The 26,171-nt window shown below is 72.3% G+C and carries 25 protein-coding genes; 9 read left to right on the top strand and 16 right to left on the bottom strand.

Annotation, left to right across the window (positions count from 1 at the left end; all coding sequences use genetic code 11):
• Positions 1–77: 77 nt before the first annotated feature.
• The 3 genes from QPK52_RS20205 to QPK52_RS20195 form a co-directional block, all read right to left on the bottom strand.
• Entirely contained in the window at positions 78–1,103 is a 1,026-nt protein-coding gene (locus QPK52_RS20205) for an NlpC/P60 family protein (RefSeq protein ID WP_410538870.1), read from the bottom strand.
• Between the two features lie 329 nt (positions 1,104–1,432).
• The gene (locus tag QPK52_RS20200) at positions 1,433–2,785 is read right to left on the bottom strand and encodes an NYN domain-containing protein (protein ID WP_410540407.1); all 1,353 of its coding nucleotides are present in this window, start codon (positions 2,783–2,785) and stop codon (positions 1,433–1,435) included.
• A gap of 22 nt (positions 2,786–2,807) precedes the next feature.
• A complete protein-coding gene (locus tag QPK52_RS20195) occupies positions 2,808–3,053 on the bottom strand; it encodes a hypothetical protein (RefSeq protein ID WP_093655134.1) in 246 nt (81 codons plus the stop codon).
• 442 nt (positions 3,054–3,495) lie between these two features.
• Here QPK52_RS20195 and QPK52_RS20190 point away from each other — a divergent pair, with 442 nt between their 5' ends.
• Positions 3,496–3,777 carry an Lrp/AsnC ligand binding domain-containing protein gene (locus tag QPK52_RS20190; RefSeq protein WP_162465868.1) on the top strand — a complete coding sequence of 94 codons (282 nt, stop codon included), beginning with the start codon at positions 3,496–3,498 and terminating at the stop codon, positions 3,775–3,777.
• Between the two features lie 188 nt (positions 3,778–3,965).
• On the opposite strand, the gene trpD is transcribed toward QPK52_RS20190, so the two are convergent.
• The 5 genes from trpD to QPK52_RS20165 form a co-directional block, all read right to left on the bottom strand.
• Positions 3,966–5,030, bottom strand: coding sequence for an anthranilate phosphoribosyltransferase (gene trpD / locus QPK52_RS20185; RefSeq protein ID WP_410538869.1), 1,065 nt, complete (start codon positions 5,028–5,030; stop codon positions 3,966–3,968).
• A 203-nt stretch (positions 5,031–5,233) separates the two neighbouring features.
• Entirely contained in the window at positions 5,234–6,877 is a 1,644-nt protein-coding gene (locus QPK52_RS20180) for a cytochrome b (protein WP_410538868.1), read from the bottom strand.
• A complete protein-coding gene (locus QPK52_RS20175) occupies positions 6,874–7,935 on the bottom strand; it encodes a Rieske 2Fe-2S domain-containing protein (protein WP_410538867.1) in 1,062 nt (353 codons plus the stop codon). The genes QPK52_RS20180 and QPK52_RS20175 overlap by 4 nt, the downstream gene beginning before the upstream one ends.
• On the bottom strand, positions 7,932–8,750 hold the full coding sequence (locus QPK52_RS20170) for a c-type cytochrome (RefSeq protein WP_410538866.1): 819 nt from the start codon (positions 8,748–8,750) through the stop codon (positions 7,932–7,934). The genes QPK52_RS20175 and QPK52_RS20170 overlap by 4 nt, the downstream gene beginning before the upstream one ends.
• 54 nt (positions 8,751–8,804) lie before the next feature.
• Positions 8,805–9,413 carry a heme-copper oxidase subunit III gene (locus QPK52_RS20165; protein ID WP_093655122.1) on the bottom strand — a complete coding sequence of 203 codons (609 nt, stop codon included), beginning with the start codon at positions 9,411–9,413 and terminating at the stop codon, positions 8,805–8,807.
• A gap of 256 nt (positions 9,414–9,669) precedes the next feature.
• Here QPK52_RS20165 and QPK52_RS20160 point away from each other — a divergent pair, with 256 nt between their 5' ends.
• Positions 9,670–10,071: a hypothetical protein gene (locus tag QPK52_RS20160; protein WP_410538865.1), complete on the top strand. Its 402-nt coding sequence runs from the start codon at positions 9,670–9,672 to the stop codon at positions 10,069–10,071.
• 124 nt (positions 10,072–10,195) lie between these two features.
• On the opposite strand, the gene QPK52_RS20155 is transcribed toward QPK52_RS20160, so the two are convergent.
• From QPK52_RS20155 to coxB, 4 genes are all read right to left on the bottom strand, one after another.
• Positions 10,196–11,389, bottom strand: a complete 1,194-nt coding sequence (locus QPK52_RS20155; protein WP_410538864.1) for an Ig-like domain-containing protein — start codon at positions 11,387–11,389, stop codon at positions 10,196–10,198.
• A 122-nt stretch (positions 11,390–11,511) separates the two neighbouring features.
• Positions 11,512–11,910 (bottom strand): cytochrome c oxidase subunit 4, encoded by a 399-nt coding sequence (locus tag QPK52_RS20150; RefSeq protein ID WP_093655116.1) that lies wholly within the window; start codon positions 11,908–11,910, stop codon positions 11,512–11,514.
• On the bottom strand, positions 11,907–13,649 hold the full coding sequence (gene ctaD / locus QPK52_RS20145) for a cytochrome c oxidase subunit I (RefSeq protein WP_410538863.1): 1,743 nt from the start codon (positions 13,647–13,649) through the stop codon (positions 11,907–11,909). The genes QPK52_RS20150 and ctaD overlap by 4 nt, the downstream gene beginning before the upstream one ends.
• Positions 13,650–13,652: 3 nt before the next feature.
• The gene (gene coxB, locus QPK52_RS20140; RefSeq protein ID WP_410538862.1) at positions 13,653–14,597 is read right to left on the bottom strand and encodes a cytochrome c oxidase subunit II; all 945 of its coding nucleotides are present in this window, start codon (positions 14,595–14,597) and stop codon (positions 13,653–13,655) included.
• A gap of 287 nt (positions 14,598–14,884) precedes the next feature.
• On the opposite strand from coxB, the gene QPK52_RS20135 reads away from it, so the two are divergent.
• Complete coding sequence (locus QPK52_RS20135) at positions 14,885–16,366, top strand: cysteine desulfurase/sulfurtransferase TusA family protein (protein ID WP_410538861.1); 1,482 nt, start codon at positions 14,885–14,887, stop codon at positions 16,364–16,366.
• A gap of 62 nt (positions 16,367–16,428) precedes the next feature.
• Here the strand turns inward: QPK52_RS20135 and QPK52_RS20130 are convergent, their stop codons facing one another.
• A complete protein-coding gene (locus tag QPK52_RS20130) occupies positions 16,429–17,403 on the bottom strand; it encodes a carbohydrate kinase family protein (protein ID WP_410538860.1) in 975 nt (324 codons plus the stop codon).
• A gap of 231 nt (positions 17,404–17,634) precedes the next feature.
• Between QPK52_RS20130 and QPK52_RS20125 the strand changes: the two genes are divergently transcribed.
• Positions 17,635–19,110: a hypothetical protein gene (locus QPK52_RS20125; protein ID WP_410538859.1), complete on the top strand. Its 1,476-nt coding sequence runs from the start codon at positions 17,635–17,637 to the stop codon at positions 19,108–19,110.
• A 98-nt stretch (positions 19,111–19,208) separates the two neighbouring features.
• On the opposite strand, the gene erpA is transcribed toward QPK52_RS20125, so the two are convergent.
• Entirely contained in the window at positions 19,209–19,565 is a 357-nt protein-coding gene (gene erpA / locus QPK52_RS20120; protein ID WP_093655108.1) for an iron-sulfur cluster insertion protein ErpA, read from the bottom strand.
• Between the two features lie 258 nt (positions 19,566–19,823).
• Between erpA and nadA the strand changes: the two genes are divergently transcribed.
• Both nadA and QPK52_RS20110 read left to right on the top strand, forming a co-directional pair.
• On the top strand, positions 19,824–21,044 hold the full coding sequence (nadA, locus tag QPK52_RS20115) for a quinolinate synthase NadA (RefSeq protein ID WP_410538858.1): 1,221 nt from the start codon (positions 19,824–19,826) through the stop codon (positions 21,042–21,044).
• Between the two features lie 89 nt (positions 21,045–21,133).
• On the top strand, positions 21,134–22,021 hold the full coding sequence (locus QPK52_RS20110) for a GNAT family N-acetyltransferase (RefSeq protein ID WP_410538857.1): 888 nt from the start codon (positions 21,134–21,136) through the stop codon (positions 22,019–22,021).
• A 62-nt stretch (positions 22,022–22,083) separates the two neighbouring features.
• Here QPK52_RS20110 and pspAA read toward each other — a convergent pair whose 3' ends face one another.
• Positions 22,084–22,374, bottom strand: a complete 291-nt coding sequence (gene pspAA, locus QPK52_RS20105; RefSeq protein WP_410538856.1) for a PspA-associated protein PspAA — start codon at positions 22,372–22,374, stop codon at positions 22,084–22,086.
• 76 nt (positions 22,375–22,450) lie between these two features.
• On the bottom strand, positions 22,451–23,257 hold the full coding sequence (locus QPK52_RS20100; protein WP_410538855.1) for a PspA/IM30 family protein: 807 nt from the start codon (positions 23,255–23,257) through the stop codon (positions 22,451–22,453).
• A gap of 249 nt (positions 23,258–23,506) precedes the next feature.
• Between QPK52_RS20100 and QPK52_RS20095 the strand changes: the two genes are divergently transcribed.
• The 3 genes from QPK52_RS20095 to QPK52_RS20085 all read left to right on the top strand — a co-directional run bounded on the left by QPK52_RS20095 (position 23,507) and on the right by QPK52_RS20085 (position 26,159).
• Positions 23,507–24,109: a DUF3043 domain-containing protein gene (locus QPK52_RS20095; protein ID WP_093655100.1), complete on the top strand. Its 603-nt coding sequence runs from the start codon at positions 23,507–23,509 to the stop codon at positions 24,107–24,109.
• A 61-nt stretch (positions 24,110–24,170) separates the two neighbouring features.
• Positions 24,171–24,938 carry a class I SAM-dependent methyltransferase gene (locus QPK52_RS20090; RefSeq protein ID WP_410538854.1) on the top strand — a complete coding sequence of 256 codons (768 nt, stop codon included), beginning with the start codon at positions 24,171–24,173 and terminating at the stop codon, positions 24,936–24,938.
• 156 nt (positions 24,939–25,094) lie between these two features.
• A complete protein-coding gene (locus QPK52_RS20085) occupies positions 25,095–26,159 on the top strand; it encodes a S1C family serine protease (RefSeq protein WP_410538853.1) in 1,065 nt (354 codons plus the stop codon).
• Positions 26,160–26,171 lie beyond the last annotated feature (12 nt).

The raw sequence follows: 26,171 nt of genomic DNA, 5'->3' as shown, positions 1-26,171 counted from the left end.
CGGAAGGGGGCAGCGAAAAGCCTCCCCCGTCGGGTTTCACCCGTACGGAGGAGGCTTGAGGCCGGGAAGGCGGCCGGTCAGACGCGCACGCCGAACATGAACGGCATGTTGTTGATCGACTCGTAGCGGACGTTGGCGCCGGGCTTCGGGGCGTGCAGGATCTGCCCGTTGCCCGCGTAGAGGCCGACGTGGTGCAGGTCGCTGTAGAAGAAGACCAGGTCGCCGGGGGCGAGCTGGCTCTGGGAGATGCGGGTGCCGGCACCGGCCTGGGCCTGCGAGGTGCGCGGCAGGGAGACGCCGGCCTGGCTGTACGCCCAGGAGGTCAGCCCGGAGCAGTCGAAGGAGCTCGGGCCGGTCGCGCCCCAGACGTAGGGAGAACCGAGCTTGGACTTGGCCGCGTTGAGGGCGGCCGAGGCGCGCTGCGTGGCGGAGGCCGAGCTGCCGAGGTCCACGCGGGCCGAGGAGGCGCGGTTGGCGCGCTCCTCCTCCCTGTCGAGCTCGGCGCGCTCCTGCGCGGTGAGGGTGTTCAGCAGCCGCTGGGCCTCGGCGAGCTTGCCCTGGATCTTCTTCTTCCTGTCGCCGAGTTCCTTGCGGGTGTCCTCCAGATCCTTGAGCTTCTCGGATGCCTCCTCGCGCTGCTGCGAGAGGGTCCGCTGCTTGGACTGGATCTTCTTCAGCGCGCCGGCCTGCTTGCTGCCGATCTGGTCGAGCGCGGAGGCCTTGGCGAGGTAGTCGTCGGGGTCGGAGGAGAGGAACAGCTGCAGGGACGGGTCGAGGCCGCCGCTTCGGTACTGGGCCGTGGCCATCGAACCGAGGCTGTCGCGCAGGTCGTTGAGCTCTCCCTGACCGCGCGCGACGCTGTCCTGGAGGTTGTCGACCTGCTTCTGCAGCTTCTCCTGCTTCTCCTTGGCGCCGTTGTACTTCTCCGTAGCGTGCTCGGCCTCTTCGTAGAGCTTGTCGACCTTGGCCTTGACCTCGCTCTTGGTGGGCTTGGGTTCGGCCTGGGCCGTCTGGGAGGTCAGTGCGACCGCCGCCGCTGCGGTCGCGGTGAGCACGGTCACCCGTGTGCGGTTCGGCTGCTTGGGTCGACGGTGGGACGCCACTGGGGCGAGCTCCTTCTTCCTCAGCCGCCTGCCGGGAATGACCCGGGGGCCACCCGGCTCCGCGATGAGCGCCGCGGATTCGGCGGTTCCTCCGCTGTCACCCCGGTTGGGTGATCAACTGCGCAGAGGTTCGGGCCAGACACTAGCCATGCACGGTGATCGCTTCAAATCCTCATAGGAAAAATCTCGCCCGTCGGCCACATCCTTTACCATCGCCCCACTGTCGGCGACCGCGGCCTGACGCTGAGTGCCGCACCCGGCGGACATTCCGGACTCCCGCGGGAAGGTGGCGCGGCGTCAGGCGCGGAACCGGGCGGCGCGCCGGGGCGTCAGGTGCGGCCCAGCCTCCGCAGCAGCAGTACCGACGCCACCGGACGGGCTCCGGCCGCGGCCACGCCGTCGGCCACCTCGCGATCGGCGGAGACGACGACCACCGGACGGCCGGGCGGCTCGGCGCGCACCAGACGCCGGATCAGTTCGTCGGCGGTCTGACCGGGTTTGCTGAACAGCACCCGCACTCCCCGCGGTGGCGCCAGCAGTACCGGAGCGGCCAACTCCGCCCCGTCGAAGACGCAGGTCACCTCGGCGCCGGTCTGGGCCGCCAGCCCCGCCAGGCCGCCCAGCAGCCGCAGCCGCTGCTTCTCCAGGGGCAGCGACGGATAACCGGTCTTGGTGACGTTGTAGCCGTCCACCACCAGATGCGCCTGGGGCAGTGCCAGCAACTGGTCGAGCAGCGCGGGGTCCTCCTCCGACAGGGCGCGCCGGGCGATGTCCTTGGGGGTCATCCGGCCCGGCTCGACCGCGTCCACGGTCTCGGCCGGGCGGTGCGTGAGAGGCGGCAGGGCGAGTTCGCGCCGCAGCCCCTGGGCGGCGTCCAGCACCGTGTCCAGCAGCAGCCGCAGACGCATGTCCTCCACACTGCGCCCCTCGCGCACCGCGCGGCGGCCGGCCTCCAGCGCCGCTTCCGCCTCCGCCAGCCGCGACCGCAGCCGGCGCGCCTCGCTCTCGGCCGCGGCCTTCTCCGCCGCGGCCGCGGTCCGAACCTCCTCCAGCTCGGCCCGCGCCTTGCGCACCGCTGCCTCGCCGCGTTTGACGTCGCTGAGCGCGCTGCGCAGCCTGCGGTGCAGGGAGTCGGCCTCCTTGCGGGCGGCCTCCAGCTCCGCGCGGAGCCCCTCGGCGTGGGCGCGCCCGGCCGCCCGGGCCTGCGCCAGCTCCTCACGGAGCCGGGCCAGTTCCCGTTCGGCCTCCTCGCCGGCGCGTTCGGCCTGCGCCCGCTGTGCCTCCTCGCCCGCGGCGGCGACGAGCTTGGCCCAGCCCTCCGGCCGCAGCACGTACGCGACCGCGGCCACGTCCACGGGATCGGCGGCGGCCGGGAACGTACCGCCCCGGACGGAGTCGGCCAGCTCCGGCAGCGCCTCGCACAGCCGGTCGGCGATGCGCCGCCGGAAGGCCGGGTCGTTCTCCAGCGCGGCGGCCATCGCGTTGCCCGCGAACCTGACCCGCCGCTGGGGGGTGAAACGGGCGTACTGCCGCAAGGGGACGGGGAGTTCGGCGACGGTGAGGCCGCCGAGCGCGTCACCCGTCAGCGCCACCACCCGGCGGCGCACCTTCTCGGGCAGCGGGCGGTCGAGCGCCTCCTCGCCGGGCTCACCCGGTCCGCGCTCACCACCCGTCCGTTCCACCACGGTTCACACCCGCCCGTCGTCACACCTGCGCGCCGGAGCCGGGACGGTCCACCAGCTCGACCTGGTCCACCGCGTTGCACCAACGGCAGCGCACCGACTCGATCGTCTCACTGAGCACCTCGCGCTCCTCGACCCTCGGCTCCCCGGCCAGGTCCAGATGGACGTACTCCACCACCTTGCTGGAGCGCGTCACGTCGAAGCGGGTGAGATTGCCGCACATCGTGCAGCGCCACCGCGATCCTTCGTTCGGTCGGGGAACCGGCATCGTTCCGTCCTCTCCTCGGTCTTACCCGCGCCGCCGGCGCCCTCGGCGCAGCCGGCGCGTCCACTGCCGCGTCTACTCGGGTCCTGCTGTCTCGTCCTGCCGTTCCGCCGTCTCCGGCGCTCCGGTCCCCGGGTGCCCCGGACGGCGGAGATGTCTCCGCGGTGCGCGCACCCCGGGCACCCGACCGGGGGTATCCCCGCAACCCTACGGCCTGGCGACCACCGGGCGCGCCGCGGCGGGCGGCCCGTATCCGAGCCGACACCATCCGCGGGGCCCGGACCGCCCGCCCTCTCCCGCGGCGTCCGGCCCCCTCCCCGTGCCCGTGAGCCCGCCGTCGGCGGCGGGCTACAGTGAGCAGGCCAGTTCCGCCGGTGGTGGGACCAGGAGAGCGAAGGGCCCACCGGGGCGCCGCCGCGGCCCCTCCCCCGAAGAAGGGAAAACCGTGATCACCTCGATCGTGCTCATCAAGACCAGCACCGACCGCATCCCGGAGATCGCCGAGCAGATCGCCGCGCTGGAGGGGGTCAGCGAGGTCTACTCGGTGACCGGCGCGCACGACCTGATAGCCATGGTGCGGGTGGCCCGGCACGACGATCTCGCGGAGGTCATCCCCGGCCGCATCAGCAAGGTTCCCGGTGTGGAGTCCACCGAGACCCACATCGCCTTCCGGACCTACTCCCAGCACGACCTGGAGGCAGCCTTCGCCATCGGGCTCGACTCCTGAGCCCCGCGGCGGCCCGGGACCGCCGCGCACCGGAAGGCCCCGGCACACCGCGTGTGCCGGGGCCCCGCCGTCCCTGCCGTCCCGGCGCCGGCCGTCCCCGGCCCGCGTACGGGGCCCGTACGCGGGCGGGCCCGTCCCGCCGCGGACCCGGGGCCCACGCCCCGGGCGGGGAGGCACGGAGGGCCGCCTCAGGCGTTGCTGGCCGCCACCCAGCGCTCCAGCGCCGCCTTGGCCGCGCCGGAGTCGATGGACAGGGCGGCCCGCTCCATGCCCGCGGCGATCTGCTCGGCCAGCGGCGCCCCGGTGGGCTCCAGCGCGGCCAGGGCCGCCGCGGAGTTCAGCAGGACGGCGTCCCGCACCGGCCCCCTCTCCCCCTCCAGCAGCCGCCGGGCCACGTCCGCGTTGTGGGCGGCGTCCGCACCGCGCAGCGCCTCCAGCGGAACCAGGGGGATGCCGACGTCGCGCGGATCGAAGGTCTCGGTGCGGACCTCGCCGTCCCGTACCACCCACACCGTCGAGGTGCCCGTCACCGTCAGCTCGTCCAGCCCGTCGTCGCCGCGGAAGACCAGCGCGGACGTCCCCCGCTCGGCGAGCACCCCCGCCATGATCGGCGCCATCCGGGCGTCGGCGACCCCGGTGGCCTGGGCACCCACCCGGGCCGGGTTGGTCAGCGGGCCGAGGAAGTTGAAGGTGGTCGCGACGCCCAGCTCCTTGCGCGCGGCGGCCACGTGGCGCAGCGCGGGGTGGAACCTCACCGCGAAGCAGAAGGTGATCCCGGCCTCGGCCGCGACCTCGGCGACCCGCTCGGGGCTCAGCTCCAGGTTGACGCCCAGCTTCTCCAGGACGTCCGAGGAGCCGGACGCGCTGGAGGCCGCGCGGTTGCCGTGCTTGACCACGCGCGCGCCCGTTCCGGCCACCACGATCGCGGACATCGTCGAGATGTTCACCGTTCTGGCCCGGTCGCCGCCGGTCCCGACGATGTCGACCGACGGGCCGGGCACCTCGATCACGTTGGCGTGCTCGTACATCGCGCGGACCAGCCCGGTGACCTCGTCGACCGTCTCGCCCTTGGCCCGCAGCGCCACCGCGAACCCGGCGATCTGGGCGTCGGTCGCCTCGCCCCGCATGATCTGGTCCATCGCCCAGGCGGTGCTCCCGGCGGGCAGGTCCTCGCCGGCCAGCAGGGCGCTCAGCACGTCCGGCCAGGTGCGCGCCGCCACGGTGTCGCCTCCGGTGGTCGTAGCAGCGCTCATGGGAATCACTCCTGGCGTGGTCGGATGCGGGGGCGGCCGGATCGGCTCGGCGGCCCGCGGCCAGCCTAACGGCGCGCGGCGGCGTCCACGGCCGCCGCCCGCACTCCGGACAGCCCCGGAACGCCGGAAGGCCCCGGCCCCCTCGGAGGAGGGCCGGGGCCTCACGTGTGGCGATACCCGGTACCGGACTCTGTGGCCGCGGCTCAGTGGCCGTGACCGTGGCTGCTGGTGAGCTCCTTGAACTCCTCCGCGGTCGGCTTGGGGACCTGGTTGCCCTCGCCGTAGTAGCCCCGGCTGAGCCTGGCGCGGAGCTTCTGGACGGGGCCGATCTTGCGCCGCACGCCGTTCTCGTCCGTCTCCGGACCGATCTCCAGCGGCTTGTACTGCTCGTGCGCGGTGAGCGTGTGGAGCTGCTCCTGCGAGAGCGGCTCGTGCACCTCGACGAACTCACCGTGCGGCAGCCGCTTGATGATGCCGCTCTCGCGGCCGTGCAGCACCTTCTCGCGGTCGCGCCGCTGCAGTCCCAGGCAGATCCGCTTGGTGACGATGAAGACGACCACGGGCACCAGGAAGAAGCCGATGCGGACGAACCAGGTGATGGCGTTGATCGACAGGTTGAAGTGGGTCGCCCACAGGTCGTTGCCGCCGCCGACCAGCAGCAGGAAGTACAGGCTGATCCAGGCCGCGCCGAACGCGGTGCGCGTCGGGGCGTTGCGCGGGCGGTCCAGGATGTGGTGCTCACGCTTGTCGCCGGTGATCCAGGACTCGATGAACGGGTACACCGCGATCGACGTCAGGATCAGCGGGAAGATGACCACCAGCGGGATGGCCACGCCCAGGTTGAGGGTGTAGCCGCCGGGCAGCACCATCTCCCACGCGGGCATCGCGCGGATCAGTCCCTCGGAGAAGCCCATGTACCAGTCGGGCTGCGCGTTGGTGGACACCTGGTCCGGGCGGTACGGGCCGAGCACCCAGATCGGGTTGATGGTGAACGTCGCGGCGATGACCGAGATGACGCCGAAGACCAGGAAGAAGAAGCCTCCCGCCTTGGCCATGTAGACCGGCAGCAGCGGCATGCCGACGACGTTCTTCTCGGTCCGTCCGGGACCGGCGAACTGGGTGTGCTTGTGGTAGAAGACCAGGATCAGGTGGGCCACCACCAGGCCCAGCATGATGCCCGGCAGCAGCAGGACGTGGGCCACGAAGAACCGCGGGATGATGTCCGTGCCCGGGAACTCCCCTCCGAAGATGAAGAAGGAGAGGTAGGTGCCGACCACCGGCACGGACAGGACCGCGCCCTCCATGAACCGGATACCGGTGCCCGAGAGCAGGTCGTCCGGCAGGGAGTAGCCGGTGAAGCCGGTGAACATGCCCAGCACCAGCAGCAGGAAGCCGAACAGCCAGTTGATCTCGCGCGGCTTGCGGAACGCGCCGGTGAAGAACACGCGCATCATGTGGACGAACATGCCCACCAGGAACACCAGCGCGGCCCAGTGGTGGATCTGCCGCATGAGCAGACCGCCGCGGACGTCGAAGCTGATGTCCAGGGTCGAGGCGTACGCCTCCGACATGTGCACGCCCTGCATGGGCACGTAGGCGCCGTGGTACTCCACCTCGCCCATGCTCGGGTTGAAGAACAGCGTCAGGTAGACACCGGTCAGGATGATGATGATGAAGCTGTAGAGGCAGACCTCTCCGAGCATGAAGGACCAGTGGTCCGGAAAGATCTTCCGCATGTTGGCCTTGGCCAGGCTGTAGACACCCAGCCGGCCGTCGGCCCAGTCCGCGACCCGCTCGCCGGCGGGCGCCTTGCCCCGGCGCTTCGGGGCGTCGCCTGCAGTACTCATCCGCGCTCCCAGAAGCTCGGGCCGACGGGCTCCGCGAAGTCGCCCTGCGCCTCGAGGTAGCCGTCTTCGTTGACACTGATCCGCAGCTGCGGCAGGGGGTGACCGGCCGGGCCGAAGATCACACGCGCGCCGTCGGCCAGGTCGAACGTCGACTGGTGGCACGGGCACAGCACGTGGTGGGTCTGCTGCTCGTACAGGGTGACGGGGCAGCCGACGTGGGTGCAGATCCTGGAGTAGGCCACGATGCCCTCGTGGGACCAGTCCAGCTCCTGCTTGTCCTTGATGTCCTTCGGCTCCAGGCGGACGAGCATGACCGCGGCCTTGGCGATCTCCGCCATGAACTCGTGGGTGCCCTCCTCGAGCCCCTGGGGCTTGGCCATGACGAGGGAGCCGACGGTGATGTCCTCGGGGCGCAGCGGCTCGTCGGTGTTCTGGTTGACGAGCAGCTTGCCCTTCTCCCAGGCGGTGTGGCGCAGCTTGTCCTCGGGCAGGGGGCCGAGGTCGCGCAGCAGCACCACGCCGGAGAGCGGCACCACGGCCAGCGCCCCGAACATGGTGTTGCGGATCAGCTTGCGGCGGCCGAGCTGCGACTCCTTGGCGCCCTGGGCGAAGTCGGCGAGGACCTGCGCACGGGTCTCCTCGTCCGCCTCGATCGGGTGGCGCTCGCCGATCAGCTCGTGGTCCGACATCAGCGTGCGGGCCCAGTGGACCGCGCCGGCGCCGATGCAGAACAGGGCGATGCCCAGCGTCATGCCCAGCGAGAAGTTCAGGGCGCTGATCTCACCGAGCGGCCAGATGAAGACGTACTGGTCGATCGGGAAGATCACGTAGGAGGCGATGAAGCCGATGGTGGCCAGGATCGAGACCGTGAACAGCAGGGCGACCGTGCGCTCGGAGCGCTTGGCGGCCCGGTCGTCGATGTCCTGGACGCGCGGCTCGTGGGGCGGCAGCCCGGGGTCGGCGAACGGGTTCTCGGCCCTGGCCGCCTCGCCGCCGTGGGCGCGCTCGCCCGGCAGGTTCTCGTCGGGCACGTCTGGGGATCCGGTGTGGCTACTCATGACTTCCTGGCCTTGGCGGTACGTGCCGCGACCCACACGGCGACGCCGATCAGAAGGGCGAGGACGATCGTCCAGGCGAACATGCCTTCCGCGACCGGTCCGAAGCCGCCCAGCTTGAAGCCGCCGGGGGACTTCTCGTCCTCTCCCTGGACATCCTGGATGTAGGCGATGATCTCCTTCTTCTCCTTCTCCGGCAGGATCGTGTCGGGGAAGGCGGGCATGTTCTGCGGGCCGGTGAGCATGGCCTCGTAGATGTGCTTGTCGGAGACGCCGTCGAGCGAGGGGGCGTACTTGCCGTTGGTGAGGGCGCCGCCCTCGCCGGTGAAGTTGTGGCACTGCGCGCAGTTGGTACGGAACAGCTCACCGCCCGCGGCGCTGTTGGCGCCCGCGGGGTCGTACTGCTCCTCGGTCGGGATGCTCGGACCGGGGCCCAGCGAGGCGACGTAGGCCGCGAGCTGGTCGATCTGCGCCTGCGTGTAGACCTGCGGCTTCTTGGGCGCCTGGGCGCCCGGGGACTGGGCCGGCATGCGGCCGGTGCCCACCTGGAAGTCCACGGCCGCGGCGCCCACGCCCACGAGGCTGGGACCGTCACTCGTGCCCTGGCCGCCGGTTCCGTGGCAACTGGAGCAGCCGGTGGCGTAGAGCTTCTTGCCCTCCTCGATGGCGAGAGACTGCGAGGACGCAGCCGAGGTGTCGGCCTTCGCCTCGTCCGCGGGCGCGAACGCGGCGTACAGCCCCCCGGTGGCCGCCAGCGCGAAGAGTAGGACGACGAGCGCCGCCAGCGGATGGCGCCGTCGTGCGGAGAGCTTTTTCACGGATTACCCCGGTGTCAGGATCTTCTGCGTCGATGCTTCTGGCTTACTGCCTGATCACTTGATCAGGTAGATGGTGGCGAAGAGGCCGATCCAGACGACATCGACGAAGTGCCAGTAATAGGACACCACAATGGCCGCGGTGGCCTGGTGGTGCGTGAAGCGCCGTGCCATGTACGTCCGGCCGAGGACGAACAGGAAGGCGATCAGGCCGCCCGTCACGTGGAGGCCGTGGAAGCCGGTGGTCAGGTAGAACGCCGACCCGTACGGCCCCGAGGAGATGGAGACGCCCTCGTGGACCAGCTCGGTGTACTCGAAGACCTGGCCGCCGATGAAGATCGCACCCATGATGAACGTGATCACGAACCACAGGCGCAGTCTCTTCACGTCACCGCGCTCGGCGGCGAAGACGCCGAGCTGGCAGGTGAGGGAGGAGAGCACCAGGATCGTGGTGTTCGTCGCCGCGAACGGAAGGTTCAGGATGTCCGCCTGCCCCGTCCAGTACTCGGCTCCCGTCACCGACCGGAGGGTGAAGTACATCGCGAAGAGGGCCGCGAAGAACATCAGCTCGGAACTCAACCAGATGATGGTCCCGACGCTGGTGAGGTTCGGCCTGTTGACCGACGGGTGCGCGTGCCCGGTATCTACTGCTGTTGCTGTCGCCACGCCGACATTATGTCGGTCGCTTATCCGGCCCTCACCTCGGGGGGTCCTGTTCGGTGTGTCAACGGTCCGCGTCCTGCTCAGACGGCCCATACCCGGGCCTTCCGGATCCCTGACGCGGGGGGCCGGGACGGAGTAGCATCCGCCAACGACGGCACACGCGGCCCGGGGCCCGTGCCCCACCGGGCCCGTGGACCCTTGAGACACCCGAGACACCCCGAGACACCCCGAAGGACGTCCCCGAGGACACGGAGGAACCATGCAGCCGACCGCCACGGTGCTGGTCTACAGCGACGACGCCAACACCCGCGAGCAGGTGCGGCTGGCCGCCGGGCGCCGACCGGCCGCCGACGTGCCGCCGGTCGAGTACGTGGAGTGCGCCACGCTTCCCGCCGTGCTCACGGCCCTGGAGGAGGGCGGCATCGACGTCTGCGTCCTGGACGGCGAGGCGACGCCCGCCGGCGGGATGGGCGTGTGCCGCCAGATCAAGGACGAGATCTTCGACTGCCCGCCCGTCCTGCTGCTGATCGGCCGCCCGCAGGACGCCTGGCTGGCGACCTGGAGCCGGGCGGAGGCCGCCGTTCCGCACCCGGTGGACCCGGTGCTCCTGGCCGACGCCCTGGCCGGGCTGCTGCGCCGTGGCGAGCGCGCGGCCGCCTGAGGGAGCCCCGCCCACGGGCGGAGGGCCGCCGCGGACACCCGGGGGTGTCCGCGGCGGCCCTCGCCTCTTTCGGGCGATCCCTGTCCTCCCGGAGTTCCGGGGCCTCCCGGCACCGCCCGGCCGGTCAGTTCAGGGCGCTGCCCCTGCGCCACTGCTCCCAGGAGAGGTTCCAGTCGCCGAGGCCGTTGCCGAAGGCCGGCATCCTCGGGCCGTCCCCTCCCACGTACCGGACGATGTCGCCCCGGCGGACGGTGTCGAAGAACCATCGGGCGTTCTCGGTGCTCATGCCCGTGCAGCCGTGGCTGACGTTGTCCCTGCCGTGGTGCGCCGCCGACCAGGGCGCGGCGTGGACGAACTCGCCGCTGTCGGTGAGCTGCACAGCCCACTGGACGTCCAGGTCGTAGGAGTCCGCGCTGCCCGCGGGGATGCCGATGCTGGTGCCGGTCATGCGTACGGCGGCCTGCCGGCCGAGCACCACCTTGACGCCCTCGCGGGTGCGGAACCCGGGTTTGCCGGTGGTGACCGGAACGGTCCGGAGGACCTCTCCGTTCTTCCGGACGGTCATCTCCTTGCCGTCGATGTCGACGACGGCCTCGACGCGGTCGCCGGTGCGGATGCGCAGCGGCTCCGTCCTCCCGCCGCGCAGCCCGTCCCGGATCCACACGCCCTCCAGTGCGGCGCGCGCCTCGACGGTGGCGTGCGCGGGCCAGTAGGAGCGCGGGCGGTAGTGGAGGGTGCGGTCGTCCATCCAGCGCCAGGAGCCCTCGACGGCGGGCGAGGAGCGGACCGTCAGCGCGCGTTCCACGATCGCGCGCTGTCCGGCGTGCCTGACCGGCCGGCTGAGTTCGGCGGTGATGGGCTGGGCGACGCCGTAGGTGCCGTCGTCCGGGCCGAGGTCCACCTCCAGCCTCTTTCCGCCGGTCGCCGCCCGGGTGGTGAGCTCGGCGGTACGGCGGCCCGGGGAGCCGTCGCCGCGCTCGGTGCTGACGACGACGGTGTAGCGCATGGCGCCGGCCAGCGGGGTGTCGCTGCGCCAGCGGGAGCCGTCGGCGGAGAGCGCGCCCTCCAGGCGGCGGCCCGCAGTGTCGACCGCGCGGACGTCCGTGATGCGGTTGCCGTCGCGGGCGGTGATCTCCAGGGGCTCGTCCGGGTCCGCGGCACGGCCGTCCTCGCCGGCGTTCAGCGAGACGTGCGCGGTGGCGTCGTAGGGGGCCGCGTCCTGAGGCCGCTCAGCGCCGCTGCATGCGGCGGGTCCCACCGCGAGCGGCACGAGTATCAGGAAGCAGATCATTGCCGTCCTGCGTGATCCACGACTCATGCTGCAACGGTAGGAACGCCGCTCGGAACGGACGAGCCGGATACGTACGAACGGGTCATCTCCGGAGCGTGTCCGGAGATGACCCGTGCGTGAGGGGGTAGGGCTACTGGTTCCCTACCGGTTCACTGGTTCTGGTTCTCGCCGTGGTAGTACTCGAAGACCCAGCCGAACAGGCCGATGAGCAGCAGCGGCGCGGAGATGTAGACCAGCCACCAGCCGATGGCGACGCCGAGGAAGGCGAACGCCCCGCCCACGGCCAGGACGAGCGGCTGCCAGCTGTGCGGGCTGAAGAAGCCCAGCTCGCCGGCGTCGTCGGCGACGTCCGCGTCCTTGTTGTCCTGCGCCCCGGTGTCCACCCGCCGGGCGGTGAAGGCGAGGTAGTAGCCGACCATGATCGACAGGCCGAAGGACATGAACAGCGCGGTGGTGCCGACCGGCTCCTTGGACCAGAGGCCGTAGATGATGGCGACGGCCAGGATGAAGACCGACAGCCAGATGAACATGCGTCCCTGGATCTTCACTTGCCGGCCTCCTTGGCACCGGAGAGGACCGGGCCCTCGGGACCCTCGGTGTTCTCGAGCTGGTCGATGGCCGCGATCTCCGGGTGGTGCAGGTCGAACGCCGGGGATTCCGAGCGGATCCGCGGCATGGAGACGAAGTTGTGCCGCGGCGGCGGGCAGGAGGTCGCCCACTCCAGCGAGCGGCCGTAGCCCCACGGGTCGTCCACCGTGATCTTCGGCGCGTACTTCGCCGTCTTCCAGACGTTGTAGAAGAACGGCAGGATCGACATGCCCAGCAGGAACGAGCTGATCGTCGAGAAGGTGTTCAGCGCGGTGTAGCCGTCGGCCGCCAGGTAGTCGGCGTACCGGCGCGGCATGCCCTCCGCGCCCAGCCAGTGCTGGACCAGGAAGGTGCCGTGGAAGCCGATGAACAGCGTCCAGAAGGTGATCTTGCCGAGCCGCTCGTCGAGCATCTTGCCGGTGAACTTCGGCCACCAGAAGTGGAAGCCGGCGAACATCGCGAAGACGACCGTGCCGAAGACCACGTAGTGGAAGTGCGCCACCACGAAGTAGCTGTCGGAGACGTGGAAGTCCAGCGGCGGGGAGGCCAGGATGACGCCGGTCAGACCGCCGAAGAGGAAGGTGATCAGGAAGCCGATCGTCCACAGCATCGGCGTCTCGAAGCTCAGCGAGCCCTTCCACATCGTGCCCAGCCAGTTGAAGAACTTCACGCCGGTGGGCACCGCGATCAGGAACGTCATGAAGGAGAAGAACGGCAGCAGCACACCGCCGGTGACGTACATGTGGTGCGCCCACACGGTGATCGACAGACCCGCGATCGCGATCGTCGCGGCCACCAGGCCGATGTAGCCGAAGATCGGCTTGCGGCTGAAGACCGGGATGATCTCGGAGACGATGCCGAAGAACGGCAGCGCGATGATGTAGACCTCGGGGTGGCCGAAGAACCAGAACAGGTGCTGCCACAGCAGCGCGCCGCCGTTGGACGGGTCGAAGATGTGCGAGCCGAACTTGCGGTCGGCCTCCAGCGCGAAGAGCGCGGCGGCCAGCACCGGGAAGGCCAGCAGGACCAGCACACCGGTCAGCAGGACGTTCCAGGTGAAGATCGGCATCCGGAACATCGTCATGCCGGGTGCGCGCATGCAGATGATCGTGGTGATGAAGTTGACCGAGCCGAGGATCGTGCCGAAGCCGGAGAAGGCCAGGCCCATGATCCACATGTCGCCGCCGACGCCCGGGCTGTGGACCACGTCGCTCAGCGGGGTGTAGGCGAACCAGCCGAAGCTCGCGGCGCCGTCGGGGGTGAGGAAGCCGCCCACCGCGATCAGCGAGCCGAAGAGGTACAGCCAGTAGGCGAACATGTTCAGCCGCGGGAACGCCACGTCGGGCGCGCCGATCTGCAGCGGCATGATCCAGTTAGCGAAGCCGGCGAACAGCGGGGTGGCGAACATCAGCAGCATGATCGTGCCATGCATGGTGAACGCCTGGTTGAACTGCTCGTTCGACATGACCTGGAGGCCGGGACGGGCCAGCTCGGCACGCATGACCAGTGCCAGCACACCGCCGACGCAGAAGAAGAAGAACGAGGTGACCAGGTAGAGCGTGCCGATCGTCTTGTGGTCGGTGGTGGTCAGCCACTGGATCACACGGTTGCCGCGCCGGCTGTGGCGCAGGGGCGCGGGGGTCGCCGCCGGCTGGTCCGACGTTGCGGCGGCACCCTGGGATTCGTTGAGGATGCTCACGGGTTACTGGCCTTCTCGCTCTTGGCGGGCTCCGCCCGCCGGGATGTAGCCGGTCTGGCCCTTCTCCGCCAGTTCCTCCAGGTGCTGCTGGTAGCGCTCCGGGGAGACGACCTTCACGTTGAACAGCATCCGGGCGTGGTCGACGCCGCACAGCTCGGCGCACTTGCCCAGGAAGGTGCCCTCCTTCTCGGGGGTCACCTCGAACTGGTTGGTGTGACCGGGGATGACGTCCTGCTTGAACAGGAACGGCACGACCCAGAAGGAGTGGATGACGTCGCGTGAGGTCAGGATGAACCGGACCTTCTCGCCCTTGGGCAGCCACAGCGTCGGGCCGGGGTTGCCGGTCTGCGGGTTCCGGTCACCCGGCGTGCCCACCGTGTAGACGCCCTCGGCGCCCTCGGGCACGGCCTCGAGCATCTCGGCGGGGATGCCGGAGAGCTCGTCGGCGTCCATGTTGGACGTGGAGGTGTCGCCGTCCACGTCCTCCAGGTAGTTGAAGCCCCAGCTCCACTGGTAGCCGACCACGTTGATCACGTGGTCCGGCTTCTCGGAAAGCTCCAGGAGCTTGGACTCGTCACGGGCCGTGAAGTAGAAGAGCACCGAGATGATGATGAGCGGAACCACCGTGTACAACGCCTCGATGGGCATGTTGTACCGGGTCTGCGGAGGTACCTCGACCTTGGTCCTGGTGCGCCGGTAGACGATGACGCACCACAGGATCAGGCCCCACACCAGGACGCCCACCGCGAGCGCTGCCGCCCACGAGCCCTGCCACAGGGAGAGGATCCGCGGCGCCTCCTCCGTGACCGGGGTGGGCATGCCGAGGCGGGGGAAGTCCTTGTATGTGCAACCGGTGGCGGTCGCCAGGACCAGGCCCGCAGCAAGCGCCTGCGGCAGCTTCCGCCGCATCGGGCGCCGCGACGAGCGGTCGGAGCCGTTGGGACTCACGTAGCGCCTTCCCGAGAGTCTCGCCCGCTCGGCCCGGGCTCGGCCGTGTGTGGTCGGGCGCCGGCCCTGGCGCGGGCAGGGGTTTGGATGTTTATGCGGACCAAACCCTACTGGACGCCATTTGGGGTCGCGCGGGGAGGGTGCCCAACGCGCCGCGCGGCCCTCCGATGGGGTGGAATCGGGCCGGTGCCGGGGCGGGACAGAGGGGGCAGAGGCGGAACGACCGCCTCCGCGGCCCGTACGGTCCCACCGGCGCACGGGGGCGGTGGGCGCGTTAGCGTGCCGGTGTGCCCTACTTCGACGCAGCCTCCTCCCTCCCCCTCCACCCCGTCGCCCGCCAGGCGCTGCTCGCCGCGCTCGACGAGGGCTGGGCCGATCCCGCCCGGCTGCACCGGGAGGGCCGGCGGGCCCGGCTGCTGCTGGACGCGGCGCGCGAGGCGGCGGCCGAGGCGGTGGGATGCCGCCCGGACGAACTGGTCTTCACCCCGTCGGGCACCCGCTCCCTGCACACCGGCATCGCGGGCGCGCTCGCCGGGAGGCGGCGGGCCGGCCGCGCCCTGGTGGTCTCCGCCGTGGAGCACTCCGCCGTGCTCCACGCCGCCGAGGCCCACGAGGCCGGCGGCGGGACGGTGGTCCGGGTACCGGTGGACCGTACGGGCCGGGTGGACGCGGCGGCCTTCGGCGCGGCGCTGCGTGGGAGCGGCTCCCCGGAGGGAGGGACCGCGCTGGCCTGCCTGCAGTCCGCCAACCACGAGGTGGGCACCGAGCAGCCGGTGGAGGAGGTGGCCGGGTTCTGCGCCGAGGCCGGGGTGCCGCTGCTGGTGGACGCCGCCCAGTCGCTGGCGTGGGGCCCGGTGCCCGGGCGGTGGTCGCTGCTGGCGGCCAGTGCGCACAAGTGGGGCGGCCCGGGCGGGGTCGGTCTGCTGGCGGTGCGCAAGGGTGTGCGGTTCGCCCCGCCGGCTCCGGTGGACGAGCGGGAGTCGGGGCGCTCCCCCGGCTTCGCCGACCTCCCGGCGATCGTCGCGGCGGCGGCCTCGCTGCGGGCGGTGCGGGCGGAGGCGGACGCCGAGGCCGCACGCCTGCGCGCCCTGGTGGACCGCGTACGCGCCGAGGTGCCCGCGCTGGTGCCGGACGTGGAGGTGGTGGGCGATCCGGTGCGGCGGCTGCCGCACGTGGTGACGTTCTCCTGCCTGTACGTGGACGGCGAGGCGCTGCTCCACGCCCTGGACCGGGCCGGATTCTCGGTCTCCTCCGGCTCCTCGTGCACCTCCAGCACGCTGATCCCCAGTCACGTGCTGCGCGCGATGGGGGTGCTGTCGGAGGGCAACGTCCGGGTGTCGCTGCCGCCGGGCACGGCCGAGGCGGACGTCGACGCCTTCCTGGCGGTGCTGCCGGAAGCGGTGCGGGAGGTGCGCGCACAGCTCCGAGCACCCTCCGGAGCCCCGCCGGCGCCGGCCGCCGCGTCCGCCGCGTCCGCCGCGGACGTGGAGACCGGGGCGGCCGGGGCGGCCGCCGGAGAGGACGGCGGGCCGGAGGCCGCGGACCTCGGCCGCGAGGCGGCGCTCACCGTCGACTCCCGCGGCAAGCGGTGCCCGATCCCGGTGATCGAGCTGGCGAAGGTGATCGACCGGGTGCCGGTGGGCGGCACGGTGCTGCTGCTCGCCGACGACGAGGCGGCCCGCCTGGACGTCCCGGCCTGGTGCGAGATGCGCGGTCACGAGTACCTGGGCGCGCAGGGCCATGCCCACCGGGTGCGCCGCAGCGCCTGACCCCGGCGCGGCTCCGCCCCCGGCTTCCCTCCGGGGGCGGAGCCGCGCCGGGGCGCGCGTGCTCAGACCAGGCAGGCCCGCACCTCGGCCGCGGCGTCCTCACCGTAGGTCTTGGTGAAGCGCTCCAGGAAATGGGAGCGCTTCAGCTCGTACTCCTGGGTGCCCAGCGTCTCGATCACCAGCGTGGCGAGCATGCAGCCGAGCTGCGCGGCGCGCTCCAGTCCGAGGTCCCAGGCCAGGCCCGACAGGAAGCCGGCGCGGAAGGCGTCGCCGACGCCCGTCGGATCGACCTTGGCCTCCTCCTCGGGGCAGGGGACGGTCAGGGTCTCCCGGCCCGCCCGCTCGATGCGGACCCCCTTGGAGCCGAGCGTGGTGACGCGGGCGCCGACCCGGTCGAGGATGTCCTGCGCGCTCCAGCCGGTCTTGGACTCCACCAGCCCGGCCTCGTACTCGTTGGTGAACAGGTAGGCCGCACCCTCGGTGAGCCCGCGGATCTCCTCCCCCTCCATCCGGGCGAGCTGCTGGGAGTAGTCGGCGGCGAAGGGGATGGACCGGGTGCGGCACTCCTCGGTGTGGCGCATCATCGCCTCGGGGTCGTCCGCTCCGATGTGGACCAGGTCCAGCCCGCCGACCCGGTCGGCGACCGTCTTGAGCTCGATCAGCCGGGCCTCGCTCATCGCGCCGGTGTAGAAGGTGCCGATCTGGTTGTGGTCGGTGTCGGTGGTGCACACGAAGCGCGCGGTGTGCAGGATCTCGGAGATGCGCACCGAGGCGGTGTCCACGCCGTGCCGCTCCAGCCAGGCGCGGTACTCCTCGAAGTCGGCGCCCGCCGCTCCGACGAGGATCGGGCGCACCCCGAGCTGGCCCATGCCGAAGCTGATGTTCGCGCCGACGCCGCCGCGCCGGATGTTGAGGGTGTCGGCCAGGAAGGACAGCGAGACCGTGTGGAGCCGGTCGCCGACGAGCTGGTCGGCGAAGCGGCCGGGGAAGGTCATCAGATGGTCGGTGGCGATGGAGCCGGTGACAGCGATACGCACGGCGGGCTGCTCCTGGAGAGGCGGGACTGCGGACACACAACGCTACTTCCTCGCTCGCGCCGTTCCCGCCCGCCCCTGCCTCCCGTCCTCCTGCCCCCCCGCTCCCCTCACGGCCGCGCCGGTGGAACCGTCCGCGGCCCTCTCCCGTCCCATCGGCGCACGGTGGAGAGACAGGCACCAGGTACGCGCGGCATGCGGACGCACGGTGCACGGAACCGAAGGAGCGATGCGGTGAGCGCCGACCACACCCCGGAACCCACCCGAACCCGGCGACGCGGGCTGACGACCGTCTCGGTGGCCCTCGCCGTCCTGCTGGCCGGAGGCGGCGGCGCCTACTGGGCCTCGACCGCCGGGAGCGGCGGGGCCTCGGACGCGGCCCGGCAGGGCGACCGGGACAGGCCCTTGCCGCTTGTCCTGGACGGCTACGGGCAGGACCGCGCGGCCTCGCCGGAGCGCGGGATCGCGCCCGGTGAGCCGGCCCCCGGCGGCCCGGTCTACAAGGCGTCGGGGCCCCTCCCCGGCGGCCCCGCCTCGGCCCCGGCCTACCGGCCGGCCGGGAAGGTGGGCGAGGAGAAGGTGGCCGAGCTGGCGAAGGCGCTGGAGGTGCGCGGCGAGGTCCGCGGGAAGGACGGCGCCTGGACGGTCGGCGGCGAGGACAGGAACCTCACCGTGGACGCCGCCTCCGGCGCCTGGTCGTTCACCGGCGCGGTGCCGCTGATGGCCGGGGAGGTCTCCGAGAAGGAGGCGAAGGAGGCGGCCCGTCCCGTCGTGGAGGCCCTCGGCCTGGATGACGCCGAGGTGGACGCCGGACAGGAGCGGGGCGGGCTGCGGATCGTACGCGTCGAGCCCCGGCAGGACGGGCTGCCCGTCCACGGCTGGACGACCGAGATCAGCGTCGGCCACAAGGGCGCGCTGGCCGGCGGCAACGGGCGGGCGATCGGACTGGCGAAGGCCGCCGGGGGCGCCGAGTACCCGGTCATGGACGCCGAGGAGACCCTGGCCTCGCTCAACGAGCGCGGCGGCCGGGTGGATCTGGGCCTGAAGTGCTCCGAGCCGCCGCGCAAGGGCGGGGCGGAGCCGGGGACCGCCGGGCCGGGGGCCGGGAAGCCGGAGGACGTCCCGGCCGTCCCGCCCGCCGACGGCGATCCGGAACGGCCGGGCGGCCCGGGCGGGGCCGAGCCCTGCGGCCCGGCCGGGGGCGGTGAGCCGGTGGAGGTGACGGGGGCGGCGTTCGGGCTGTCGGCGTACTCCTCGCAGGGACGCGAACTGCTCGTTCCCTCCTGGCTGTTCGAGGTGGCGCCGCAGGGCGCGGAGGCGCACACGGTGGTCCACCCGGCGGTGGAGCCGGAGTTCCTGGCGCCGCCCTCCTCCGGGGGCGACGAGCCCACCTCCGCGCCGGGCGGGCCGGGGCCGCGGCCCGAGGAGCGGATCAGGACCGCCACCTACGTCGAGGAGTACGGGCCGAAGGACCGCACGCTCACGGTCCACTTCTGGGGCGGGGTGTGCGACGAGTACCGCGCGAGCGCCGAGGAGAGCGCCGGGAAGGTGACGGTGCGGATCACCGGCGAGCCCCGGGAGCCCGGCAGGGCCTGTGTGATGGTCGCCAAGGACATGACCGTGGAGGTGGAGCTCGACGAGCCGGTCGGCGACCGCGAGATCCTCGACGAGGAGGGCGAGCGGCTGCCCGAGGGCGCTCCGGAGGAGTGAGCGGGCGGGCCGGAGCGGCATGCCGAAGGCGGCGGTCCCGGATCGGGGGACCGCCGCCTTCGGCGTGTCGTGTGCGCCGGCGGCTGCCGGCGGGCGGCTCAGCTGAAGGAGTCGCCGCAGGCGCAGGAGCCCGTGGCGTTCGGGTTGTCGATGGTGAAGCCCTGCTTCTCGATGGTGTCGACGAAGTCGATGGAGGCGCCGCCCAGGTAGGGGGCGCTCATCCGGTCGGTCACGACGCGGACACCGTCGAACTCCTTGACGACGTCGCCGTCCAGCGACCGCTCGTCGAAGAAGAGCTGGTACCTCAGGCCGGAGCAGCCGCCGGGCTGAACGGCGACGCGCAGGGCCAGGTCCTCGCGGCCCTCCTGTTCGAGCAGGCTCTTGACCTTCGCCGCGGCGGCGTCGGACAGGATGATTCCGTCAGTCGTCACAGCGGTCTCGTCCGATACGGACATCTGCTTCTCTCCCGGGTTGTACGGACTGCTCTGCCGCCTGCTCAACAGGCGGCTTCCCGGTTTCATTCCAGGCCGGGCACGTCTTTGCGTCTTTCATGCTCGCACACCCGGTGCCCGGCGGTCACTTCCTCACACGCGGCCGGCCGCACGGAGGCGGGGATGCGTCACACTGACGCGATCGGCATCGTCAATATGACGTGAAGCGGTTATGATAGATAACGTCAATCCGACGAAAAGACCCGCTGAGCCGATGAAAGGGTGCGTGCCGTGAACACCGCCCCGTCTTCCGCCCCCGCCCCGGCCACCCCCGGGGACGCCCTGGACGTCCAGCCGACCCCGCTGGCCCTGCTCCTCCTCGGCCGCGACTCCGACCCGAGGAGCGAGCGCGGAGTGGAGTGCCCCGGCGACCTGCCCTCCCCGTCGGACCCGGACCTGGTCGAGCGCGCCCGCGCGGCGAAGGAGCGGCTGGGCGAGAAGGTCTTCGTGCTCGGCCACCACTACCAGCGCGACGAGGTCATCCGGTTCGCCGACGTCACCGGCGACTCCTTCAAGCTCGCCCGGGACGCCGCCGCCCGTCCGGAGGCGGAGTACATCGTCTTCTGCGGCGTGCACTTCATGGCCGAGTCCGCCGACATCCTCACCTCCGACCGGCAGCAGGTCGTCCTGCCCGACCTGGCCGCGGGCTGCTCGATGGCGGACATGGCCACCGCCGAGCAGGTCGCCGAGTGCTGGGACGTGCTGACCGAGGCGGGCGTCGCCGACTCCACCGTCCCGGTCTCGTACATGAACTCCTCGGCCGACATCAAGGCCTTCACCGGACGGCACGGCGGCACCATCTGCACCTCCTCCAACGCCAGGCGGGCGCTGGACTGGGCGTTCTCGCGCGGGGAGAAGGTGCTGTTCCTGCCCGACCAGCACCTGGGCCGCAACACCGCGGTGCGGGACATGGGGATGTCCCTGGAGGACTGCGTCGTCTACAACCCGCACAAGCCGAACGGCGGCCTGACCGCGGAGGAGCTGCGGGCGGCGAAGATGATCCTGTGGCGCGGCCACTGCTCGGTGCACGGGCGCTTCACGCTGGACTCGGTGAACGACGTGCGCGAGCGCGTCCCCGGCATCAACGTGCTGGTGCACCCCGAGTGCCGCCACGAGGTCGTCGCGGCGGCCGACCACGTGGGCTCCACCGAGTACATCATCAAGACCCTGGAGGCGGCTCCGGCCGGCTCCAAGTGGGCCATCGGCACCGAGCTCAACCTGGTGCGCCGGCTGGCGAACCGCTTCGCCCCCGAGGGCAAGGAGGTCGTCTTCCTCGACCGGACGGTCTGCTTCTGCTCGACCATGAACCGGATCGACCTGCCCCATCTGGTGTGGGCGCTGGAGTCGCTGGCAGACGGCAAGGTCGTCAACCGCATCCAGGTCGACCCGGAGACCGAGAAGTTCGCCAAGCTGGCCCTGGAGCGGATGCTCGCCCTGCCGTGATCCCCGGGCCGTGATCCCGGGCCGTGATGCCCGGGGAGTCCGGGCGGCTCGTGTGACCGGGCGCGGCGCGGTCGGCCAGGATGGTCGGCATGCTGCTGCGCCCGGTACGCGACCGCGACGACGACGCGCAGGCCGTGCGTTTCGTCGCGGACGCCGCCCTCCTGGCACCGCCGTCCCCCTGCGCTCCGCCGCCCGGGGACGCGCCGCTGCCCGCCCCCGCCGTCCGCCGCCTCCACCACGCCCGCCATCTGGCCCGTACCGATCCCGGCGGCTGCTGGCTGGCCGAGGACGCCGCCGGGCGCCCCGTCGGGGTCGTCCTGTCCGCGCGGCGGGAGGGCACCTGGGGTCTGTCGCTGCTCGCCGTGCTGCCCGAGGCGCGGGGCCGGGGCGTGGGCGGGGCCCTGCTGAAGCGCGCGCTGGAGTACGGCCGCGGCTGCCTGCGCGGGATCGCCCTCGTACCGCCCCATCCGGTCGCGGCCCGCGTCTGCCGCCGGGCGGGCTTCGAACTGCACCCGGCCACCCGCCTGACGGGCAAGGTGTCGACCGTCTCACTCCCCGCCCCCGACGGGGCGGTGGCCGAGGGCGGGCCCGGGGACCGCGACCTGATGGACTCGGTGGACCGGCGGCTGCGCGGCGGCGCCCACGGACCGGACCACGAGGAGCTGCCGCGCCACGCCAGGCTGCTGGTCACCGACGACTTCGCCGGCAGCGGCTACTGCTATCTCACCGAGGGCCCCGAGGTCCGGGTGGAGCTGCTGGGCGCGACCTCGCGGCGGCTGGCCACCCGGCTGCTGACCGCCGCCCTGGGCGTGGCGGGCGAGGGCCGCCGGGTGCGGATCGAGGGCCTGACCGCCGAGCAGCAGTGGGCGCTGGACGTAGGGCTGGCCGCGGGACTGGAGCCGGGCACCGCCGGCTGGGTGGGCCTGCGCGGGATGCGGCCGCCGTCGCCGTACGTGCCCTCCGCCGCGTTCCCGTAGCGGCCGCCGCCGCGGCGGCGGCCGCTAGGGGAACGCGCGGCCCCGCAGGGTCCCCGGCCCCCTCAGGCGGGGGCGTCGGCGGGGAAGAGGCCGTCCTCGCCCAGCAGGGTGCGCACCTCCTCCAGCGTGGCGCCGGGCTCGGGCAGGATCAGCTCCGAGGGCTCCAGGGCGTCGTCCGGCAGCGGCGTGCCCAGCGAACGCACGGCGTCCAGCAGGGCGTTGAGGGTGCGGCGGAAGCCCGCCTCGTCACCGTGCTCCATCTCGTGGAGCAGCTCGTCGTCCAGTGCGTTCAGGCCGGGCAGATGGCTGTCGTCCAGCCTGACCTGCCCCTCCCCCATGATCCGTACGATCACGACGATCTCCTTCCGGGCTTCCCGGGGGCCGGGTGCCCGGTACGCCGGGGGTGATGCCCCCGGCGTACCGCTGCCGCTACTGCTTGTCGAAGCGGGGGGCGTCCTGCGACTGCGGCGCCTGCTGGGGCTGCTGCCGGGGCTGTGCGGCCTGGTCCTGCCCGCCCTCGATGGCCTGCCGGTCGCCGCTCGTGCCGCCCGCCAGCTCGGCCTTCATCCTCTGGAGCTCCAGCTCCACGTCGGAGCCGCCGGAGATGCGGTCCAGCTCGGCCGCGATGTCGTCCTTGGCCAGTCCGCTGGGGTCGTCCAGGGCTCCCGAGGCGAGCAGTTCGTCGATCGCCCCGGCCCGGGCCTGGAGCTGCGCGGTCTTGTCCTCGGCCCGCTGGACGGCCAGGCCGACGTCGCCCATCTCCTCGGAGATGCCGGAGAAGGCCTCGCCGATGCGGGTCTGGGCCTGGGCGGCGGTGTAGGTGGCCTTGATGGTCTCCTTCTTGGTGCGGAAGGCGTCGACCTTGGCCTGGAGACGCTGGGCGGCGAGGGTGAGCTTCTCCTCCTCGCCCTGGAGCGTCTGGTGCTGCTGCTCCAGGTCGGTCACCTGCTGCTGGAGGGCGGCGCGGCGGGAGAGCGCCTCGCGCGCCAGGTCCTCGCGGCCGAGGGCGAGCGCCTTGCGGCCCTGGTCCTCGAGCTTGGCCGACTGGCCCTGCAGCTGGTTGAGCTGGAGTTCCAGCCGCTTGCGGGAGGTCGCGACGTCGGCGACCCCGCGGCGCACCTTCTGCAGCAGTTCGAGCTGCTTCTGATAGGAGTAGTCGAGCGTCTCGCGCGGATCCTCGGCCCGGTCCAGGGCCTTGTTGGCCTTCGCGCGGAAGATCATCCCCATACGCTTCATGACACCGCTCATGGGCTTCGCGCGCCCCCTTCGAAGACGGACTGAACCTCGCACACCGACAGGTCCCACCCTACGGGCCCTGCTTCCATTACCGCACTGTTCGGACCCGGATGTGCTCCTCCTCCAGGACGATCGGCGAACGGTGTTTCTCCCGCCCAGGAAGTAGCAGGGGGTACGGCGACCCGCCGTTGCCGGATCGTTCCCCGTGGGGGTGGGGGTCACACCTGGTCGCCCCGTACTCTTGGCGTTGTGTTCCGAAGCCGTTCTCGTGATGAGCAGGCCGCGCCCCCCAGGGAGAGCGCGGAGCTGACCAAGCAGCGCCGTGACCCGCAGGCCCCCAAGGGCCGCCCCACGCCCAAGCGCAGCGAGGCCGAGGCGCTGCGCCGTGCCGTGGCCAAGCCCCCGGCCGACCGCAAGGAGGCCGCCCGGCGCGCCCGCGAGGCCCGCCGCGCCGAACTGGCGCGGCAGCGCGAGGCCCTGGCCGGCGGCGACGAGCGCTACCTGCCGGCCCGCGACCGCGGCCCGGTGCGGCGCTACGCCCGCGACTTCGTCGACGCGAAGTGGCACGTCGCGGAGTTCTTCCTGCCGCTGGCCGTGGTCATCCTGATCCTGAGCATGATGCCGTCGATGCAGGTGAAGAACGCCTCCCTGCTGCTGTGGATGGGCGTCATCGTGATGATCGTCGTCGACTCCGTCCTCACCGGCTTCCGGCTGAAGAAGGCCCTGGCCGAGCGCTTCCCCGACGAGAACCGGCGGGGCGCGGTGGCGTACGCGCTGATGCGCACCCTCCAGATGCGCCGTATGCGGCTGCCCAAGCCGCAGATCGCCCGCGGCGAGGCTCCGCGCCGCTGACGGGCGCGGAGCGGAACAGGAATCCCGGCGGAGCACCGACGGACCACCGACGGACCCATCGATGGACACAGCCGTACGAGACGACGAGCACCACGCGGACGCATCCCACGACGGCCTGCGCGGCGACGACGCCGTGGGGCATGAGCTGGTCGCCCGGCAGTTGGAGGAGCAGATCACCTCGCGCTTCCCCGTGGGGCGGCGGCTGCGCGTCCTGGACGTGGCGCTGGGCCACGGGCGGCAGGCGCTGGCACTGGCCCGCGCCGGGCACGAGGTGACCGGGCTGGAGTCCGGCCCCGGGCGGGCGGACGCCGTACGCCGGAGCCTGGAGGGGGAGCCGGCGGGCATACGGGAGCGGATGCGCGTCGTCTCCGGCGACAGCCGCAGCACCGGCGCGCACTTCCTGCCCGGCTCCTTCGACGTGGTGCTCTGCCACGGGGTCCTGGCCCCCGGCGACGAGGCGGGCCCGCTGCTGGCCGGGCTGGGCCGGGTGCTGGCCCCCGGCGGGCTGCTGTCGCTGCTGGTGCCCAACACCGAGGCGGCGGCCATGCGGCCGGGGCTGGCCGGCGACTGGGCCGGAGCCCTGGACCGTCTCACCCCGCCCGGCCCCGCCGGGCGCGCCCTGCGCCGCGAGGCGCTGACCGCCACCCTGGCCGGGATGAGCACTCCGGTGCACCGGTGGTACGGGGTGCGGGTCTTCACCGATGAGGGCACCGCCCTGCCCGGCGGCGAGGCCGGGCAGCGGCTGCTGGCCGCCGAGGAGCGGGCCGGACGCACCGACCCGTACCGCGCGGTGGCGGCACTGCTGCACCTGTGCGCCGTACGCGGCTGAGCCTCCGGGCCCCGCGCACATCCGTGCGGCCGCCGGCCGCGTCGCGGTTTCCGGCGGCTTCCGGGGGGAACGCGGACGCCCTGCGGCCGAGCACCGCCTGACCGTGCCCGGACCGCGGCGGACCGGCGGACACCTGCGAAGGGAGCACTCGTTCCCATGACCCGTTCCCCTCTGCGCGGCGGGCACCGCGCGGGCGCCGCCGCCCTGTGCGCGGCCGCCGTGCTGCTCGCCGGCTGCACCGGCCCGGACTCCTCCGGCGGTGCCGACGCCTCGCCCTCGCCCAGTGCCACCGTCCCCGTGCCGGCCACGGCCGAGGATCTGCAGGACTCCTTCCAGCAGGTGGTCGACCAGGTCCTGCCGTCCGTCGTCCAGGTCACCACCGGGCAGGGGCTGGGCTCGGGCGTGGTCTACGACGGCGAGGGCCACATCGTCACCAACGCCCACGTGGTGGGGGACGCCGAGCGGTTCCGGATCACCATGGCCACCGGACGGGACGAGCTGGACGCGGAACTGGTCGCCAGCTACCCGGAGGAGGACCTGGCGGTGGTGAAGCTCACCGACCCGCCCCGCAACCTTCGCCCGGCGACCTTCGGGGACTCCGGTGAGCTGGACGTCGGCCAGATCGTCCTGGCCATGGGCAATCCGCTGGGACTGTCCTCCAGCGTCACCGAGGGGATCGTCTCCGCCACCGGCCGCTCCATCAGCGAGGGCAGCGCCGAGACCACCATCGGCAACCTGATCCAGACCTCGGCCCCGATCAACCCGGGCAACAGCGGCGGTGCGCTGGTCGATCTCTCCGGCCGCGTCATCGGCGTGCCCACCCTGGCCGCCCGCTCCCCGGACGGGGGCGGCGGCACGGCGCCGGGCCTGGGTTTCGCCATCCCCTCCGACACCGTCCGGCACCTGGCCGATCAGATGATCGAGCACGGCGAGGTGGTCGACTCCGACGAGGCGGCGATCGAGGCGACGGTGCGCACCGTCCTGGGCGACGACTACCGGCCCGCCGGGGTCGCGATCGTGGAGACCGAGGACGGCGGCGCGGCGGACGAGGCCGGGCTCCGGGCGGGCGACGTGGTCGTCGAACTCGGCGGCGAGGAGACCCCGGACACCACCGCGCTGGCGAGGGCGCTGGCCTCGCACGAGCCGGGTGACGAGGTCAAGGCCGTCTACCGGCGCGACGGCGGGGAGCGGACCGCCGCGATCACCCTGGGCGAGCGCTGACGGGACGGCCCC

Origin of the sequence: Streptomyces sp. KL2, assembly GCF_046529545.1 — a bacterium.
Lineage (GTDB): Bacteria > Actinomycetota > Actinomycetes > Streptomycetales > Streptomycetaceae > Streptomyces > Streptomyces radiopugnans.
This window is presented reverse-complemented; position numbering and strand designations above follow the sequence as displayed.